The 18746-nt window shown below is 64.7% G+C and carries 17 protein-coding genes; 4 read left to right on the forward strand and 13 right to left on the reverse strand.

Going from position 1 to position 18746, the window contains the following annotated elements; all coding sequences use genetic code 11:
- Nucleotides 1-701 precede the first annotated feature (701 nt).
- The 3 genes from OKW27_RS37015 (at nucleotide 702) to OKW27_RS37025 (ending at nucleotide 3842) form a co-directional block, all read left to right on the forward strand.
- Nucleotides 702-2090 carry a replicative DNA helicase gene (locus OKW27_RS37015; RefSeq protein ID WP_090804563.1) on the forward strand — a complete coding sequence of 463 codons (1389 nt, stop codon included), beginning with the start codon at nucleotides 702-704 and terminating at the stop codon, nucleotides 2088-2090.
- 115 nt (nucleotides 2091-2205) lie between these two features.
- Nucleotides 2206-2832, forward strand: a complete 627-nt coding sequence (locus tag OKW27_RS37020) for a DUF47 domain-containing protein (protein WP_429336367.1) — start codon at nucleotides 2206-2208, stop codon at nucleotides 2830-2832.
- Nucleotides 2832-3842 carry an inorganic phosphate transporter gene (locus OKW27_RS37025; RefSeq protein ID WP_090804569.1) on the forward strand — a complete coding sequence of 337 codons (1011 nt, stop codon included), beginning with the start codon at nucleotides 2832-2834 and terminating at the stop codon, nucleotides 3840-3842. Before OKW27_RS37020 ends, OKW27_RS37025 begins: the two co-directional genes overlap by 1 nt.
- 141 nt (nucleotides 3843-3983) lie before the next feature.
- Here OKW27_RS37025 and OKW27_RS37030 read toward each other — a convergent pair whose 3' ends face one another.
- The 13 genes from OKW27_RS37030 to OKW27_RS37090 form a co-directional block, all read right to left on the reverse strand.
- Nucleotides 3984-4790, reverse strand: coding sequence for an SDR family oxidoreductase (locus OKW27_RS37030; protein ID WP_090804571.1), 807 nt, complete (start codon nucleotides 4788-4790; stop codon nucleotides 3984-3986).
- 51 nt (nucleotides 4791-4841) lie between these two features.
- Nucleotides 4842-5984 (reverse strand): C40 family peptidase, encoded by a 1143-nt coding sequence (locus tag OKW27_RS37035; RefSeq protein ID WP_090804573.1) that lies wholly within the window; start codon nucleotides 5982-5984, stop codon nucleotides 4842-4844.
- A gap of 211 nt (nucleotides 5985-6195) precedes the next feature.
- Nucleotides 6196-8043: a PhoH family protein gene (locus OKW27_RS37040; RefSeq protein ID WP_429336368.1), complete on the reverse strand. Its 1848-nt coding sequence runs from the start codon at nucleotides 8041-8043 to the stop codon at nucleotides 6196-6198.
- Nucleotides 8044-8146: 103 nt separating this feature from the next.
- Complete coding sequence (locus OKW27_RS37045; RefSeq protein WP_260321379.1) at nucleotides 8147-8281, reverse strand: hypothetical protein; 135 nt, start codon at nucleotides 8279-8281, stop codon at nucleotides 8147-8149.
- Nucleotides 8282-8398: 117 nt separating this feature from the next.
- Nucleotides 8399-8860, reverse strand: a complete 462-nt coding sequence (locus OKW27_RS37050; protein WP_090804577.1) for a peroxiredoxin — start codon at nucleotides 8858-8860, stop codon at nucleotides 8399-8401.
- Nucleotides 8861-9068: 208 nt separating this feature from the next.
- Nucleotides 9069-9962, reverse strand: a complete 894-nt coding sequence (locus OKW27_RS37055; protein ID WP_090804579.1) for a polysaccharide deacetylase family protein — start codon at nucleotides 9960-9962, stop codon at nucleotides 9069-9071.
- 10 nt (nucleotides 9963-9972) lie between these two features.
- Nucleotides 9973-11019: a bifunctional UDP-4-keto-pentose/UDP-xylose synthase gene (locus tag OKW27_RS37060; protein ID WP_187628317.1), complete on the reverse strand. Its 1047-nt coding sequence runs from the start codon at nucleotides 11017-11019 to the stop codon at nucleotides 9973-9975.
- Entirely contained in the window at nucleotides 11016-11945 is a 930-nt protein-coding gene (locus tag OKW27_RS37065; RefSeq protein WP_184064856.1) for a formyltransferase, read from the reverse strand. Before OKW27_RS37065 ends, OKW27_RS37060 begins: the two co-directional genes overlap by 4 nt.
- Complete coding sequence (locus OKW27_RS37070; protein ID WP_429336369.1) at nucleotides 11942-12961, reverse strand: glycosyltransferase; 1020 nt, start codon at nucleotides 12959-12961, stop codon at nucleotides 11942-11944. Before OKW27_RS37070 ends, OKW27_RS37065 begins: the two co-directional genes overlap by 4 nt.
- A 6-nt stretch (nucleotides 12962-12967) precedes the next feature.
- Nucleotides 12968-14119, reverse strand: coding sequence for a DegT/DnrJ/EryC1/StrS family aminotransferase (locus OKW27_RS37075; RefSeq protein WP_429336370.1), 1152 nt, complete (start codon nucleotides 14117-14119; stop codon nucleotides 12968-12970).
- Between the two features lie 176 nt (nucleotides 14120-14295).
- Nucleotides 14296-14667, reverse strand: coding sequence for an SMR family transporter (locus OKW27_RS37080; protein WP_013089326.1), 372 nt, complete (start codon nucleotides 14665-14667; stop codon nucleotides 14296-14298).
- Between the two features lie 24 nt (nucleotides 14668-14691).
- Complete coding sequence (locus tag OKW27_RS37085; protein WP_429336371.1) at nucleotides 14692-16533, reverse strand: glycosyltransferase family 39 protein; 1842 nt, start codon at nucleotides 16531-16533, stop codon at nucleotides 14692-14694.
- 95 nt (nucleotides 16534-16628) lie between these two features.
- A complete protein-coding gene (locus OKW27_RS37090; protein WP_090804589.1) occupies nucleotides 16629-17003 on the reverse strand; it encodes an Mth938-like domain-containing protein in 375 nt (124 codons plus the stop codon).
- Nucleotides 17004-17452: 449 nt separating this feature from the next.
- On the opposite strand from OKW27_RS37090, the gene OKW27_RS37095 reads away from it, so the two are divergent.
- On the forward strand, nucleotides 17453-18700 hold the full coding sequence (locus tag OKW27_RS37095) for a pyridoxal phosphate-dependent aminotransferase (RefSeq protein WP_429336372.1): 1248 nt from the start codon (nucleotides 17453-17455) through the stop codon (nucleotides 18698-18700).
- The last annotated feature ends 46 nt before the right edge of the window (nucleotides 18701-18746 follow it).

An 18746-nucleotide genomic window follows, 5' to 3' on the forward strand; every position in this document is an offset into this window, starting at 1 on the left:
CGAGCCGGATGACTTGGGGGTGAAAGTCCTCTGCACACCCGGCAAGGGGAAGTGCTAGCTGAACGGCAAGGGTGTCCGTCGTAAGGCGGAATCTGAAGGAAGCCGCAGGCAAAATGCTGGCCTGACGAACAGGAAGCGGATATCAGGCGGTGTGGCGGGGTGAGCAGTCCAAGATCTGTAAAGCCCAATACTTGCACGGAACGCCACGACGTAGATCCGACAGGCATAAGCAGGAAGGTCGCGCGCATTACCCTGGGAGCCCCGTCAGTCTGCCTTGTGCTACTGGCATCGCAAGGTGCCGGGATGGGCTGGCGGGAGTCAGCAGAGGCCATAGTAGCGGCTCGGAACCGGAGCAGTGAAGGGCCGAACCTGACGAGAGTGGATAGTCACGCGTGCTCTCTGAGCGTTTGGGCACAAGTCTCGGCACAGCCGGGAGCCTGCGATCAAACTTGACGGCCGGAAGCCTGAGAGAGGTTGGGGTGTCCATTGAACGACAGGCGACACGACGAACGAAACGAAGCTCGCTGGAGCAATCCAGTCGTCAGGAAACGCCGGATACGTGATCCGTACGTCCGGTGTTGTGGGAGGACGGCGGGGGCAACCCCGCCTCCTACCCGATTGCCCGACTATCTCTCGGATATCCCCGTATTTGCGTTTTTTCCGCTCGCAGCCGTCGCCGGATTGCCCGATAATTCCTCCCCATGAACGCACCGTCCAAAGATCCCCAACTCGAGTCGCTGAAAGTCCCGCCGCATTCGATCGAAGCCGAGCAATCGGTGCTGGGCGGCCTGCTGCTCGATAACGCGGCCTGGGACCGCATCGCCGACTTCCTCGCGCAAAGCGACTTCTACCGCTACGACCACCGCATCATCTTCGAGCACATCGGCAAGCTGATTGCGGCCACGCGGCCGGCCGACGTGGTCACCGTCTACGAAGCGCTCGGCACTTCGGGCAAGGCGGAAGAGGTCGGCGGCCTCGCTTACCTGAACGCGCTCGCGCAGAACACGCCGAGCGCGGCCAACATCCGCCGCTATGCGGAAATCGTGCGCGACCGCGCGGTGCTGCGCCGGCTCGTGTCCGTCGCCGATGAAATCTCCGCGGACGCGTTCAACCCGCAAGGCAAGGAAGTCCGGCAATTGCTGGACGAAGCGGAATCGAAGGTGTTCTCGATCGCCGAAGACGGCGCGCGCGGCACCCAGGGCTTTCTCGAGATCGGGCCGCTGCTGACCCAGGTGGTCGAGCGGATCGACACGCTCTATCACACCGCCAATCCGAGCGACGTGACCGGCACGCCGACCGGCTTCGTCGATCTGGATCGTATGACCTCGGGCATGCACGGCGGCGAGCTGATCATCGTCGCGGGCCGTCCGTCGATGGGTAAGACGGCGTTTTCGATGAACGTCGGCGAATACGTCGCGGTCGAGTACGGACTACCCGTCGCGGTGTTCTCGATGGAAATGCCGGGCACGCAGCTCACGATGCGTATGCTGGGCTCGGTCGGCCGGCTCGATCAGCATCGCATGCGAACCGGGCGTCTGACCGACGAGGATTGGCCGAAGCTCACGCATGCGGTGCAGAAAATGAGCGAGGCACAGATCTTCATCGACGAAACCGGCGGTCTGAACCCGATGGAACTGCGCTCGCGCGCGCGCCGGCTATCGCGCCAGTGCGGCAAGCTCGGACTGATCATCATCGACTATCTGCAGCTGATGAGCGGCTCGTCGTCGGGCGAAAACCGCGCGACCGAAATCTCGGAAATCTCGCGTTCGTTGAAGAGCCTCGCGAAGGAGCTCGACGTGCCGGTGATCGCGTTGTCGCAGCTGAACCGCGGTCTCGAGCAGCGGCCCAACAAGCGGCCAATCATGTCGGACCTGCGCGAATCGGGTGCTATCGAACAGGACGCCGACGTGATCCTGTTCATCTACCGCGACGAAGTGTACAACCCGGACAGCCCCGACAAGGGCACCGCGGAGATCATCATCGGCAAGCAGCGGAACGGTCCGATCGGTCCCGTTCGGCTCACGTTCCACGGCCAATACACGAAGTTCGACAACTTTGCGGGCGCGCAGAACTTCTACGGCGGCGAGTGACGCAAGGCGCCGTGGGCTGTTGTAACGGCGCTGTCGCGAGTGCGGCAACGATGGCGGAACGGTACAATATGGCGCTTTTATGTCAGCCATGACGTGACCCATTTCCAGGATCCCAATGTTCGGTCGATTCATGCCCACCGAGGGCAAGTTCTTTGAAATCTTCAATTCGCACGCAACGTGCATCATCTCGGCAAGCCGCGAACTCGAACTCCTGATCGACAATCTGCAGGACGCCGAAACCCACAAGCAGAACGTACAAAAGGCCGAGAAAGCGGCCGACAAGCTCACGCACGAAGCCATCGACCTGCTGCACAAGACCTTCATCACGCCGCTCGACCGCGACGAGATCCACAAGCTGATCACGACGATGGACGACATCCTCGACCTGATGGAGGACGTCGCCACCGCGATCTCGCTGTACGACGTGCAAGCGGTCACGTCGGAGGCGAGCCAGCTCGCGCATATCTGCACGGCAACCTGCGAGCGCGTGCAGTTGGCGGTCAGCCTGCTGTCGGACATGAAGCAGGCGAGCCAGATCCTGAAGGCCTGCGAGGACATCGACCGGCTCGAATCGGAAGCCGACAGCGTGCTGCGCGCGGCGATGTCGAAGCTGTTCCGCGAGGAAGACGACGTCAAGGTCCTGATCAAGCTCAAGGCGATCTACGAGCTGCTCGAAACGATCACGGACAAGTGTGAGGATGTGGCCAACATCATCGAAGGCATCGTGCTGGAAAACGCATAATGCAATCGATACAACTCGCTATCTGGGTCGTCACCGGCCTGGTTGCCATTGCTTTGGTGTTCGACTTCATGAACGGTTTTCACGACGCGGCGAATTCGATCGCCACGGTCGTGTCGACCGGCGTGCTGAAGCCACAGCAGGCGGTGGCGTTCGCGGCGGCGTTCAACGTCATCGCGTATTTCGTGTTTCACCTGAAGGTGGCCGCGACCGTCGGCAAGGGCACGATCGACCCGGACATCGTCGACCACTACGTGATCTTCGGCGCGTTGGTCGGCGCGATCGCGTGGAACGTGATCACCTGGGTCTACGGCATTCCGTCCAGCTCGTCGCACGCGCTGATCGGCGGCCTCGTGGGTGCGGCGCTCGCGAAGTCGGGCTGGGGATCGCTGAACTGGGATGGCCTGATGAAGACCGTCGCGTTCATCTTCATTTCACCGCTGCTCGGCTTCGTGCTCGGCTCGTTTTTCATGCTGCTGGTGTCGTGGCTGTACTTCCGCACGCCGCCTAGCAAGGTCGACCGGCGCTTCAGGCGTCTGCAATTGTTCTCCGCTGGCCTGTACAGCCTGGGTCACGGTGGCAACGACGCGCAGAAAACCATCGGCATCATCTGGATGCTACTGATCGCGACCGGCTTCGCGTCGATGAAGGCGGACGCGCCGCCGCTGTGGGTGATCGGCGGCTGCTATCTGTCGATGGGTCTCGGTACGCTGTTCGGTGGCTGGCGCATCGTGCGCACGATGGGCCAGAAAATCACGAAATTGAAGCCGGTCGGCGGCTTCTGCGCGGAGGCGGGCGGAGCGATCACGCTTTTTACCGCCTCGGCGCTCGGCATTCCCGTCTCTACCACGCATACGATCACCGGCGCGATCGTCGGAGTCGGCGCGACGCAGAAGCTGAGCGCGGTGCGCTGGGGTGTCGCCGGCAACATCGTCTGGGCCTGGATTCTGACGATCCCGGCTTCCGCGGTGCTGTCCGGCGGGGCCTGGTGGCTGGGCCACCACTTCCTGTAATCACCATGCGATGCAGACCTGCGCTGCCGGGTTCGGCTGAGTTTGGCTGAACAGCACGCGCGGGCTTCGGCTACATGCCGCCCATGGCATCGCACCGGTGTCCCTACGCAGTTCGACTAAAAAGCGCGTTGCACGACGCGTTCAGATCAGCGGCGCATTCGCACCATCCATCGGAATGATCGCGCCCGTCACATAGCTCGCGCGGCGGCTCGCGAGGAACAGCGCCACGTCGGCGATTTCCTCCGGCTTTGCATAGCGCCCGAGCGGCATCCGGGCCTGGCCGCGCGCGAGCGCTTCGTCATTGCCGATGCCTTGCTGCGCCGCTTCCAGCCGGACCGCTTCCTCGACGCGCTCGGTCAGCGTCGAGCCCGGATTGATCGCGTTGATGCGGATGCCATAGCGCGCGTAGTAGTGCGCGAGGCCGACGGTCGCGAGCATCAGCGCCGCGTTGGCCGCGCCGCCTGCGATATGGATGTCGCTCGCGACCTTGCCGCCCATGCCGATGATATTGACGATCGTGCCCGGCTCGGCACCGCCGTTGGCTTTCGCGCGCTCGGCCATACGGCGCAGCACTTCCTGCTGCGGATAGATATACGGGAAATACTTCGCTTCCATCGTCGCGCGGAATGCGTCGGCATCGAGCGTCTCGGGGTCGTACCGGCGCGCGGCGCCGGCACTGTTGATCAGTACGTCGATCGGGCCCACGGCGGTGCTGACTTCCTCGACGATATCGGCGGCGCTGTGCGCTTCGTGCAGGTCGGCGCGCGTGCGGTGCACGTGGAATCCTTCCTGTTTCAGCTGTTCGTAGGCGCGCGCAAGGTTGGCGGGGTCGCGCGACACGATCGCGACCTTCGCGCCTTCCTGTGCGAAGGCGCGCGCGCAGGCGAAACCGATGCCTTTGCTGCCGCCGGTGATGAGCACCACCTTATTTCTGAGCCCGAGTTCCATGGTCGTTACCCGCCGTCGAAAGAATATCGATGACGATAGCAGATCACGGCGTCAGAAGTTGCCGTTCGCGAAACGGGCGATCGGGTCGTCGCTGCTTTGCGTGGGTGCGGGCACGCCGTGGGAAGCCGTCGACGCACGCATGAGCTGCACGGATCCAGTGCCTTCGGTCTGCTGCATCTGCCGCGCCTGGCGTTCCGCGATGGAGGCGGGTGGCGGCGGTTCGAATGCATCGGCGGCGGCGTCGATCGGGTCGGGTGAAGGTTGGGCAAGGGTGCGGGCGGTCGTCGCGGACTGCATCGGTTGAGCGGGCGAACGAGCGCCGCTTTCATACGTGCTCGTCTGAGCCGCGGGGACCATCGTCGCTGCCACGGCGCCCGCTGAGCGTGCCTGCAGCTGCGCGGCGCCGAGGCCCGACGGCGGCGGCTCGAATTGATCGGCTTGCACGACGGGCGTGCCGCCGCCTGCACGGGTCGCCGGCGTCGCGCTCGCGACCGGCCGGGCCGTTGCCATCGACGACGCGCTGGACAGCGCCGTCGGGCCCGCGTAGATCGACGCTGCCGGAACTGCCACGGTTGTTGCCGTGCCCGTCGCCGCGACCGCAGCACCTCGCTCGGTTTGCGGCGCCGCAGCCTGATAGCTCGGCGTATCGAACGGCGCCGCCGGTCCCGCCATCCGGCGGATGCCGTCGAAGCGCTTCGCCCAGTAGGGATTGGTCAGATAGTCGAGCCGCACGGTGCCGCCCGTCGATGGCGCGTTGACGAAGCGCAGCTTGCCCACGTAGATGCCGACGTGCGAATGCGCGCGCCCCGTCGTGTTGAAAAAGATCAGATCGCCTGGCGCGATTTCGTCCGGTTCGATCGACTCGCCGCGCCCGCTCATCTCGGCCGTCGTGCGCGGCAGGTTCACCGACGCCGCGCGCAGCACGACGTACCGCACGAGTCCGCTGCAATCGAAGCCGCTGTCGGGCGTATTGCCGCCCCACCGGTAGGGCACGCCGACGAGACTCATCGCCTGAATGGAGATTTCCTCGCGGCCGATGCTGTGATCGACGAAGTGGGGAAAGCCGGGCGGCGGCGCGCGATAGGCGCCGTTCGCGACGACGCTGCCGCCTGACCCGCGCGACGTCTTCTGCGGCGCGCCGGCACAGGCGGCGAGCAGCAGGACGGGCAGCAGCGATAAGGCGAGTCGGCGCATGAAGACGGCACGGGCGGTAAGCGCCCATTTACTCACTGAGGATGTCGGGATGGTAGCCGCCCAACAAGGCCGCGGCAAGAATTGTTGATAAATTACTTGAAGTTTGTGCGCTAAATGTTGCCTGCGTGGAACGCCGGCGCAATAAAAAGGCCGCGTCCGGAACGAACCGGACGCGGCCTGCGATCAAAAGCCGGAAAAAACCGGCGAACCTCTAGAGAATCTCCGACGCGTAGTCAGCGAGGCGCGAGCGCTCGCCGCGCGCGAGCGTCACGTGTCCGCTGTGCGCCCAGCCCTTGAAGCGATCGACCACATAGGTCAGGCCCGAACTGCCCTCGGTCAGGTAAGGCGTATCGATCTGCGCGATGTTGCCAAGGCAGATGATCTTCGTGCCCGGACCGGCGCGCGTGACGAGCGTCTTCATCTGCTTCGGCGTCAGGTTCTGCGCCTCGTCGATGATCAGATACTTGTCGACGAACGTGCGGCCGCGCATGAAGTTCATGCTCTTGATCTTCAGGCGCGAGCGGATCAGCTCCTGGGTCGCGGCGCGGCCCCATTCGCCGGCGGCGTCGTCGGTTTTCTGCAGCACTTCGAGGTTGTCGTCGAACGCACCCATCCACGGCTGCATCTTTTCCTCTTCGGTGCCCGGCAGAAAGCCGATGTCTTCGCCGACCGGCACCGTCGCGCGCGTCACGATGATCTCGTTGTAGCGCTTGTCGTCGAGCACCTGCGCGAGACCCGCCGCGAGTGCGACCAGCGTCTTGCCGGTGCCGGCCTGGCCGAGCAGCGTGACGAAGTCGATGTCCGGATTCATCAGCAGGTTCAGCGCGAAGTTCTGCTCGCGATTGCGCGCCGTGATGCCCCACACGTTGTTCTTGTGGTGGCCGTAGTCACGCAGCGTTTGCAGCAGCGCGGTCTTGCCGTTCAGTTCGCGCACCAGCGCATGAAACGCGGGCTCGCCGTTCTGCGGCTCCAGATAAACGAACTCGTTGACCAGCATCGATGCGCACAGCGGACCCGTCACGCGGTAGTACGTGGTGCCGGTTTTCGTGTCCTGCCAGCTTTCCATGCCCTTCGCGTGCCTGGTCCAGAAGTCTTGCGGCAGGGCGCGGATGCCCGTGTACAGCAGGTCGCTGTCCTCGAGCACCTGGTCGTTGAAGTAGTCTTCGGCGGGCAGACCGAGCGCATGCGCCTTGATGCGCATGTTGATGTCTTTTGACACCAGCACGACCTGGCGATCAGCGCGATCGCGCTGCAGCGCGCGCACGACGCCGAGGATCTGGTTGTCGGCCTTGCCTTCGGGCAGACCTTCGACCGGCTCGATCGCGGTCAGCCGGGTCTGGAAGTACAGCCGCCCGGAGGCCTCGCGGCTGCCCAGACGCGCGAGCGAAATGCCGTCGGCCATGTCGCCCGCGTTCGCGACGAGCGCGTCGAGCGTGCGGCTCACCTGACGCGCGTTACGCGCGACTTCCGACATTCCCTTCTTGTGGTTGTCGAGCTCTTCCAACGTCATCATCGGCAGATAGACGTCGTGCTCCTCGAAGCGGAACAGGCAGCTCGGATCGTGCATCAGCACGTTGGTGTCGAGCACGAAAAGCTTCTGCACCTCGGCTGGCGTGGCGCCCGCGCCACGTTTCTTGCGCGTGGCGGCAGGGCTCGCTGCGGCGGGCGCGGCGGCTGTTTCGTCCGTGCGCTGCTTCGCGGCAGGCGCGCGTGCGACGACCGGCTGCGCTTCTGTCGCGTCGGCTTCGAACTGCGGGCGGGCGGACGGAACCGGCTGCAACAGCGCGGCGGTCTGCCTGGTCTTGCGGCCGCGCGCGGGCGCGGGTTGCGCGGCGGGCGGCGACTCGACGGCGGGCACGGGCCACAACGTGGTGGCGGCGTTGGCAGCGTGCGCCATCGGTGTGGCGACATTGACGCGGCCGTAATCGGCCGACTCTGCGGATTCCCCTTCACGCGCCTGTTTTTTCGCGGCGGAGCGCGCGGGCGTGACGGCTTTGGCCTTGTATTCGTCAGGCGACAAAAGATTGCCGAGCTTGTTGGGGGGAGTAGGCAAAGGCATGGTTTCCCTCGAAATGATCGGGTCACATATCGTGCGCCGCCCGTCGCATTCTGACGATGTCCTCACGGGACATCGAGTCTGCGCGAGGAGGCGCGCATTCGGTCTAGAGATGCCGGTTCGCCTGGTTTTCGATAGGCTCCTTGACGGAAGCGCGTGAACCGATGAACGAACGGTCGCGCGCAATTAAAAAAGCCGCCGCCCCGGCATTCGGGGCAAGCGGCTCGACGATGATGCTCACGTTGCGCCTCACGCTCCGAACGGCACCGGTGGATCCGGTCAGGCGGCCGTCAGGGCTGGCGCAGCGGAGAACAATGTGGGGTGGACAGGCACTCATTGCGGGCCAATATAACGCGCATCAAAGCGCTTGTACAGCCTCCAGAATGTCGTCGACGTGGCCCGGCACTTTAACGCCGCGCCACTCGTGGCGCAGCACGCCATCGGCGTCGATGAGGAACGTGGAGCGCTCGATCCCCCGTACCTCTTTGCCATACATTTTCTTCATTTTAATGACGGCGAAGAGGGCGCACAGCGTTTCTTCCGGGTCGGAAATCAGCGGGAAGGGTAGTTCGAGCTTAGCCTTGAAGTTGTCATGCGAACGCAGGCTGTCGCGCGACACGCCGATCACTTCCGCGCCGGCTTTCTTGAACTTCGGATACAGATCGCGGAACTGCAACCCTTCGGTCGTGCAGCCCGGCGTGTTGTCCTTCGGATAGAAATACAGCACCACCTTCTTGCCCCGCAGCTTTGACAGCGTGATTTCGCCGCCCGTCGCGGCGGCGGTGAAGTCGGGGATGGGTTGGTCGACTGCGATGGACACGAGGTTCTCCGGTTGTTGGGGCTGGCGTCGCTAGGTGCCGCGGCGTCGGCCGGTCTGTCGTCGAGGTTGTTGTTGTTCGGGAATACGGTCGGCGCGCGGTTGTCCGATCGTCAGACCCGGCAAGGAAGCGGGTGACAGGCGGGCAACAGGCCGGCAACGGGCGGGCAACAAGCGGCGCGCCTTCTAACGGCTCCCGCGTCGCGGGCCTTCAGGGCTGGACGATCAGTTCGCCGGAGCGTCCCGGAATCTCGCCCCACGCGACAGGGTACGATGGCAGCGTGTCGCGGTCTAGCGTGGCGTAGTAATCGCCCATCGTCGCGAACGTGTGGCCCTGGGCGCGCCAGCCTTCGAGCAACTGTTCGAAAACCGGCGCGAGTTTCTGTCCTTCGAGTTCCGCGTGCAGCGTGAACACCTGGTCGTGCGGATTTTTTTCAGTTCGTTTCAGCATCCACGCGGCGACGTTGTGCGTATCGACACCATCGACACCGAGCACTTCGTCGAGCGTCGGGAGCGTGGTCGGCATCTGCACGTGCTTCAGCGTCCTGCCGTCGACCACCGGCAGATATGGCGAGTGGCCGCGGCCGTCGGAAGCGTAGCGCATGCCCCACGCGTCGATCTGCTCGAACGCGTGGCCGTTCATCTGCCAGCCCGCGGCGCCGTGCGTGACGGGCGGCGCGCCGAATATCTCGATGAACCGCGCGTGGCTCCGCTGCATCTGCGCGACGGTCCACGCGCGATCTTTGGCGCGCACGTTGTCCTGCCAGTACACGTGATCCCACGTATGGATGCCGCACTCGAAGCCGGCTTCGTGGATCGCGCGCATCTCGGCCGCGGCCTTCGCGCCGATGTCCGGACCGGGCAGCAGCACGCCGTACATCAACTGCCTGAGGCCGTAATGCTCGACCACCGACGTGCGCGACACCTTCTTCAGAAAGCCCGGCCGCAGTACGCGGCGCATCGCCCAACCGGTGTGGTCGGGCCCGAGGCTGAACAGGAAGGTGGCGCGCGCCTTGAAGCGGTCGAAGATGCGCGCGAGATTCGGCACGCCTTCGCGGGTGCCGCGTAGCGTGTCGACGTCGATCTTCAGGACGATGCGAGCCAAGGACGCGCCCTTATTGCTGTTCGACGAGTGCGCGGGCTTCCGCGACGTGGCCGCGATACGCTTCGAAAATCTTGCGCAGCGCTTCGTCGAAAGTCGACGTGGGTGCCCAGCTGAGTTCCTGCTTCGTGTTGTCGATCTTCGGCACGCGGTTCTGCACGTCCTGATAGCCGTTGCCGTAGTACGCGCCCGACGACGTTTCGACCAGTTGCACTTTCCTGGCCGAGTCCGCGTATTCGGGGAATTCGGCCGCGAGTGCCAGCATCTTGTGCGCGAGCTCACGCACCGAGAAGTTGTTGATCGGGTTGCCGATGTTGTAGATCTTGCCGGTGGCGACGCCGTTCTTGTTCTCGATGATCTTCATCAGCGCGCTGATGCCGTCGTCGATGTCCGTGAACGCGCGCTTCTGCGCGCCGCCATCGACGAGGCTGATGTTCTCGCCGCGCACGATGTGGCCGAGGAACTGCGTGACCACGCGCGAGCTACCTTCCTTCGGCGTGTAGATCGAGTCGAGGCCCGGGCCGATCCAGTTGAACGGACGGAACAGCGTGAAGTTCAGGCCTTCCATGCCGTAGCCCCAGATCACGCGGTCCATCAGCTGCTTCGAGCACGCGTAGATCCAGCGCGGCTTGTTGATCGGGCCGTACGACAGCTGCGATTCTTCCGGATCGAACTGCTCGTCCGTGCACATGCCATAGACCTCGGAGGTCGACGGAAACACCAGATGCTTGCCGTACTTGACGGCTGAACGCACGATCGGCAGGTTCGCCTCGAAGTCGAGTTCGAACACGCGCAGCGGCTGCTTCACATACGTTGCGGGCGTGGCGATCGCGACGAGCGGCAGAATCACATCGCACTTCTTGACGTGATATTCGACCCATTCCTTGTTGATCGTGATGTCGCCTTCGAAGAAGTGCATCCGCTCATGATTGACGAGGTCGCCGAGACGTTCGGTCTGCATGTCCATCCCGAACACTTCCCAGTCGGTGGTTTCGAGAATGCGTTTGGACAGGTGATGGCCGATGAAGCCATTCACACCCAGAATCAGGACTTTTTTCATGAATGAGATTGGATGAGCTGGGCGAATTCCGCCGGACTGACGGCAGACTCGCCGCCGTCGTGCTGATGCCGCAATTCGTGGATGTTGATCGCGCGGCCGTCGCCGCAGATCGCGAAAACGGCATTATCGCTTACGTGCAGGCCCGGGGGCAAATCCGAGCGGAGCGCGCCGGGCGCGGCCAGACGCGCGCGCGCGACGATGAAACGGCGTCCGTTCAGCTCGGTGAAAGCGCCCGGATACGGCGGCGCGACCGCGCGGATCAGGTTGTAGACCTGTTGCGCGGACTGATTCCAGTCGATGCGGCCGTCTTCCGGTTTGCGCCCGCCGTAATAGCTGCCATGCGCGAGATCGTTCGGCAGATGCGGCGCCTCGCCCGCGAGCAGCGCCGGCAGCACGCGCCACAGCGTTTGCTCGGCGGCGACCGTGACCTTGTCGAAGACCTGCGCGGCGGTGTCGTCGGGCAGGATCGGCACCGGTGTTTGCGCAATGATCGCGCCGGCGTCGGGCTTCGCGGCCATTTCGTGCAGCGTTGCGCCGGTTTCGTTTTCGCCGTTGAGCACCGCCCAGTTGGTCGGCACGCGGCCGCGATACTTCGGCAACAGCGAGCCGTGCATGTTGTAAGCGCCCCGTGCGGCGATCGCGAGCAGGTCGAGCGGCAACATGTGGCGGTAGTAGAACGAGAAGATGAAGTCCGGCCGCGCGGCGCTCACCGCGGCGCGCAGTTCGGGGCTCTTCGGATCGGCCGGCGTGACGACGGCAATGCCGTGCCCGGCTGCCACCGATGCGACGCTGCCGAACCAGATGTTCTCGCTCGGGTTGTCTTCGTGGGTCACGACGAGCGCGACCTCGACGCCGCGCGCGAGCAGCACCTGCAGGCAGCGCACGCCGACGTTGTGATACGCGAATACGACGGCGCGCGGCTTCATGGATGGTGTCCCTGGTCGGCGACCGGCACCGGCTGCACGCCTTGCACGACGGCCCCGCCGTCGCGTTGCTCGAGAATGGTCTGCACCAGATAACGCGGCCGCGCACGCACCTGCTGATAGATCCGGCCGATGTATTCACCGAGCAGGCCGAGCGCGAAGATGATCACGCCGAGCAGGAAGAACGTGATGGCGAACAGCGTGAACACACCTTGCACTTCCGCGCCGATGACGAAACGGCGAATCAGCAGCAGGACGAACAGCGCCGCGGACCCTAGCGACAGGATCACGCCGATGAACGACAGCCATTGCAGCGGCACCACCGAGAAGCCGGTGACGAGGTCGAAATTCAGACGGATCAGCGAGTACAGCGAGTACTTCGACTCACCGGCGAAGCGTTCCTCGTGCGCGACCTCGATTTCCACCGGATTCTGCGCGAACGTGTACGCGAGCGCCGGGATGAACGTGTTGATTTCGCCGCAGCGGTTGATCGTATCGACGATATGGCGGCTGTAGGCGCGCAGCATGCAGCCCTGGTCGGTCATCTTGATGCGCGTGATGCGCTCGCGCAGATGATTCATCGCGCGCGACGCCTTGCGGCGCCACAGGCTGTCCTGGCGCTGCCGACGGATCGTGCCGACGTAGTCGAAACCTTCGCGCATCTTCGCGACGAGCTTGCCGATTTCCTCGGGCGGATTCTGCAGGTCGGCGTCGAGCGTGATCACGATGTCGCCGCGCGACTGCTCGAAGCCCGCGAGAATCGCCATGTGCTGGCCGTAGTTACCGTTCAGCAGGATCACGCGCGTGGTGTCGGGGCGCGCGCGGAACTGCCCGGCGAGCAGCGCCGCGGATTTGTCGCGGCTGCCGTCGTTGATGAAGATCACTTCATAACCGGTGCCGAGCGCGTCGAGCGCCGGATAGAGGCGCGCGAACAGCGCGCCCAGTCCGGCTTCCTCGTTGTACACCGGAATGATGATCGACACTTCCGGTGCGACGGCGCGATGTTCCGAATAAGTCATGTCCGCTTATTTTCCGTAGTGTTCGCAAATTTTGTTGACCGCGCGGCACACGCGCTCGACGTCGCCTTCGTTCATCAGCGTGAAGAGTGGCAGCGTGACGGTGGTGGCGCCGAAGCGCTCCGCGTGCGGGAACATGCCTTCCTTGAAGCCGCGCGCGCGGTACAGGGAAAACAGGTGCAGCGCCGGGTAGTGCACGCCCGAGCCGATGCCGCGCTCCTTCAGCTCGCCCATGAAGCCCGCGCGGTCAATCGACAGTTTTTCGAGCGGCAGCGTGATCTGGAACATGTGCCAGTTGCTGTTTTCGAAGTCCGCGGGCGGCAGGCCGACGCCGAGCTGAACGGCCGCGCCGCCTTCGAGTTGCGCGAAGTACGCGCGCACGAGCTTCTTGCGCTGCGCGATAAAGCGCTCGAGATGCGGCAGCTGGCCGAGGCCGACACGCGCGGCGACGTCGGTCAGGTTGTACTTGCCGCCGAGCACGTCGCAGTCCATGCCGTCGAAGCCGGTGCGCGTGATGCCCTGCAGCCGGTACTTCTGCGCGAGCACCGCTTCTTCCTCGTTGTTCAGCACCAGCGCGCCGCCTTCGACCGAGGTCAGGTTCTTGTTCGCGTGGAAGCTGAACGACACGATGTCGCCGAGCTTGCCGATGCGCTCGCCGTTCCAGGTGGAGCCGAATGCCTGCGCGGCGTCTTCGATCACGCGCAGCTCGTGCACGCGGGCGATCTCGTACAGACGGTCCATGTCGACCGGCAGGCCCGACAGGAACACCGGCAGCAACGCCTTGGTGCGCGGCGTGATCGCTTTTTCGAGCAGGTCGAGATCGATGTTGCGCGTGATCGGGTCGATGTCGGCGAACACTGGCGTCGCGCCGGTTTCGAGGATCACGTTGCAGGTCGACACCCAGGTGGCCGGCGTTGTGATCACTTCGTCGCCGGGACCGACGCCGGCGATGCGCAGGCCGATTTCGAGCGTCGCGGTACCGGAATTGAAGGTGCGCACCGGGCGGCCGCCGCAGAACTCGGACAGCGCGGCCTCGAACTTCTGGTTCTGCGGGCCGGTGGTGATCCAGCCGGAACGCAGCACGTCGGCGACGCCCTGGATCGTTTCCTCGTCGATCTCGGGTTTGACAAACGGCAAAAACGGGACTTGTGACTGGCTCATGAATGCATCGCTCGATTGAAAGGGGCGCGGCCCGACGGGCGCGAAGTAAACCACAAACTACCCGCAAACCCAAGGCCGCGGCTTAAAAAACGCAACCGCTCAGCTTACCGCGGCCTACCTTACGTCACGCTTAGGCGGCGCGTGTGCCGCGCCGGTTCCTACGCGGGGCGCCGCGCCTAGCTGCGCGCGAGCACGACCACGCCGACGAGAATGATGCCGATGCCGACCAGCTTCTGCACCGACATCACTTCGCCGAACAGGTACCACGCGGCGATCGCGTTGACGACGTAGCCCAGTGACAGCATCGGATAGGCGATCGACACGTCCACGCGCGAGAGCCCGATGATCCACACCGCCACGCTGATCACGTAGCAGGCGAGTCCGCCGATGATCGGCGGCTGGGTTGCCAGCTTGAAGCCGATGGGCAGGATGTTCGCACGGGTGAATTCGAAGTGTCCAACGGCATTCGTGCCGGCCTTGAGCAGCAACTGCGCGCCGGCATTCAGCGTGACGCCGGCCAGGATGCAGAACAGGGAAATCGGGTTCATCGAACGGTCTGGTTCTCGAAAGGGTTACGGCTTTGCCGCGGGCGTGGAGACGGGGGCCGGCGTGGCCGATGCCGCGGGCCTCACTTCCACGACTGCCGAGGCGGCGTTAGCGGGGGTAGCGGGTGCTGCCGCCGCCGCTGCGGCCGGGGCGGCGGCAGCCGCGTCGGCGAGCGGCTTCATCACCACCACGCGGCGCGGATCGCGCGCGATCACCTGCATCGGCACGCCTTGCTTGACGAGGCGGTCGTAGGTCGGCGGCGGGATCAGCGCGAGCGCGTAGCGATCGGCCTTCCAGCGCTCGATCCACGCGTCGACCGTCGGCACCCATTTTTGCGGCTCGACGGACACGCCGAATGCGAGCTCGTCCGGGTGCGCGACCATGATCATCGTGTGGCCGACGTAGAACGGCAGCGTGTGGTCGAGCACGCCGACCGAGTAGAACGGCGTGTCGGGCGGCAGCTTCGCGAGCTCGGCCTTGATCGCGGGCGCGAGCGGCGCGCCGGAACTCAGGCGCCCGAACACGTCGTGGCCGGTGCCCGCGATGGTGCCGAGCAGCAGCCAGCCCGCGCCGAACGCGGCGAGGCTGCCGAGACCGACTCGCGCGTTGGCGCCCACGCCGCCCTGGCCGCGGCGGTTCAGCCACAGCGCGAACAGCGTGAGCACGAACGCGACGGCTAGCGCGGCGAGCACCCACACGCGGTATTCGGCATACAGCTCGGCCGGATTGCGCGCAGTGCCGAAGCGCGGCAGGAACAGCGCCGCGAACGCGGCGACCACGAAAAACAGCGCGTAGCCCGCCAGATGCCGGCGGAGCTGCTCGCGCGTGACGAGCGGCAGATACATGCCGATCAGCATCGCGATCGGCGGCGCGATCGGCAGCGTGTAGGACAGCAGCTTCGAGTGCGACGCGCTGAAGAACAGGAAAATGAAGACGATCCACGTGAGCATCAGCGTGACCGGCGCGAAGCCGTTCGGCTGACGCGGCTGGCGCCACGCGTGGCGCACGCTTTGCACGGTTACCGACAGCCACGGCAGGAAGCCCACCAGCAGTACTGGCACGAAGTAGTAGAACGCGCCGGGGCGATTCTGCTCGGGCGTCAGATAGCGCTTGAACTGCTGAACGACGAAGAAGAAGTTCAGGAATTCCGGATTGCGCTGCTGCACGAGGACGAACCACGGCGTCACGATCGCGAGAAAAACGATCAGCCCGCTCACCAGATGCAGACGCTTCCACAGCGCCCAGTCGCGCGCGATCAGCGTGTAGAGCACCAGCACCGCGCCCGGCAGGATCAGCCCAACCAGGCCCTTCGAGAGCACCGCCAGCGCCATCGACGCCCAGCACACCCACATCCAGCCGCGCACGCATGGGGGCCGCAGGTTCGGGCGCTGGGCGAGCAGCAGCGCGCACAGCGTGAGCGCCATCCAGAGCGACAGGCCCATGTCGAGCGTATTGAAGTGGCCCATCAGGTTCCAGTACGGCGAACAGGCGAGCACGAGTGCCGCGAACACGCCGGTCGCCGCGTTGAACACGCGGGCGCCGGTAAAGCCGATCAGCAGCACGCCGGCGAAGCCCGTCAGCGCGGTGTAGAGACGCGCCTGCCATTCGCCGATGCCGAACCACGCGAACGTCAGCGCGTTCGCCCAGGTTTGCAGCGGCGGCTTCTCGAAGTACTTGTAGCCGTTGTAGCGCGGCGTGATCCAGTCGCCGGTCAGGAACATTTCGCGCGCCATTTCGGCGTAGCGGCCTTCGTCGCTCGGCAGCAGATGGCGCCAGCCGAGCGGCACGAACCAGATCACGGCGAGAACCAGCACCAGCAACAGGATCGCGGTGCGATTGAGCGGTAGCCTCGACGGCGTATCGTTCATGAAATATCAACCCTTCTTGTTATCGACGGCGCGCGCACGGGCGCGACGCGGGGGGCCAGAACCGGGCCGGCCGGGCGCGCCGGCGCCAGGCACGCTCAGGCCTCGATCAGCAACGCGGCCGCGACCTTGCGGCCCTCGGCCATCAGAATGTTGTAGGTGCGGCAGGCGGCCTTGAAGTCCATCGTTTCTACGCCGATGCGTTTCGCGGTCAGCGCGGCGGTCAGGCGCGGGTGCGGAAAGCGCAGCCGCTCGCCGCTGCCGAACACGACCACTTCGGGCGCGGCGTCGACCAGCATCGCGAAATGCTCGGCGCTCAACTGCTCGAACGACGAGACGGGCCAGGGAATGACCGGCGCGTCCGGCAGCACGAGAATACTGCCCGCGTGACGCACCAGATTGATTTCGACGTAGTCGGCGCCGTAGCCGGTAACGGTATTGAGCGCGCCGCTGGAATCCTGATGTAATTTCAAATTGGTTTTCCGAAGTCGTCGTGAGACGTCATGCGTGTTGCCGGCCTGGCTGCACGTCGCACAGGCCGCGCGGTTCGACGCGTGTCACACACGAGAAGGCCGAAAAGGCTTGCCGATGCGGTGATGCATTGCGGAAGTCGGCCAAAATCCGCTAAATTATAACTTTTTAGCCGCCTTGCGGCGCCCCTCGCTCAAGTGCCGCCACAAGCCGCGCTGGGCACATCGGCGTGGCCCACCGGCCACCTGGGTTGGCATCGCCCGCTTTCGCTGCGTTTTTTCCCACGCCGGAACCCGGAAAGCCGCGGCCGCTCGACAGTTCGACCCATTTCGCGGCTGGCCGCCGTCGCCGCCGCGTCCGAATTCCCCGTAGCGGTGAATCAGAGCGGCCCGGCGTCGTCAGCCAGGCCCCGTTTGCCCCAAGGTTTGCCCCAGCCATCAACCAGGATGAAGTGCCCGCCGTGAAACCGATTCTCAAATCCAACAAGTTGTTGAATGTCTGCTACGACATTCGCGGGCCCGTCCTCGAACATGCGAAGCGGCTCGAAGAAGAGGGTCACCGCATCATCAAGCTGAACATCGGCAATCTGGCACCGTTCGGCTTCGAGGCGCCGGACGAGATCATTCAGGACATGATCCTGAACCTGCCCAGCTCGTCGGGCTACTCCGACTCGAAGGGCGTGTTCGCCGCGCGCAAGGCGATCATGCACTACACGCAGAAAAAGGGCGTGCACGGCGTCGAACTGGACGACGTCTACCTCGGCAACGGCGCGTCCGAGCTGATCGTGATGGCGCTCCAGGGCCTCGTCAACGACGGCGACGAAGTGCTGCTGCCCGCGCCCGATTACCCGCTGTGGACCGCCGGCGTGAGCCTCGCGGGCGGCACGCCGGTGCACTACATCTGCGACGAGTCGAATAGCTGGATGCCCGACCTCGATGACATCCGCGCGAAAATCACGCCGAACACGCGCGCGCTGGTGGTGATCAACCCGAATAACCCGACCGGCGCGCTGTACTCGGACGAACTGCTGCTCGGCCTGATCGAGATCGCGCGCCAGCACGGCCTCGTGATCTTCGCCGACGAGGTGTACGACAAGATAGTCTACGACGGCAAGACGCACACGTCGCTGGCGTCGCTGTCCGAAGACGTGCTGACCGTCACGTTCAACAGCCTGTCGAAGAGCTACCGCTCGTGCGGCTATCGCGCCGGCTGGATGGCCCTTTCGGGCCTGACCGGCGAGAACCGCCGGCTCGCGAAAGACTATCTGGAAGGGCTCGGCATCCTCGCGTCGATGCGGCTGTGCCCGAACGTGCCCGGCCAGTACGCGATCCAGACCGCGCTCGGCGGCTATCAGAGCATCAACGACCTGATCGTGCCGGGCGGCCGCCTGTACAAGCAGCGCGAACTCGCCTACGACATGCTGACGGCGATCCCCGGCGTGAGCTGCGTGAAGCCCGAGGCGGCGCTGTACATGTTCCCGCGCCTCGACCCGAAGGTGTATCCGATCCAGAACGACCAGCAGTTCATCCTCGACCTGCTGCTCGAAGAGCGCGTGCTGCTCGTGCAGGGCACTGGCTTCAACTGGAAGACGCCGGATCACTTCCGTGTCGTGTTCCTGCCGAACGTCGACGACCTCGCGGATTCGATCAACCGGATCGCGCGCTTCCTCGACGGCTACCGCAAACGTCACACAGCCTGAGCCGGGGTCGCGTACGATGTGGCGCCTGATGTGTCAAATGAGGCGC

The sequence above is a fragment of the Paraburkholderia sp. 35.1 genome (assembly GCF_050436525.1).
GTDB lineage: Bacteria > Pseudomonadota > Gammaproteobacteria > Burkholderiales > Burkholderiaceae > Paraburkholderia > Paraburkholderia tuberum.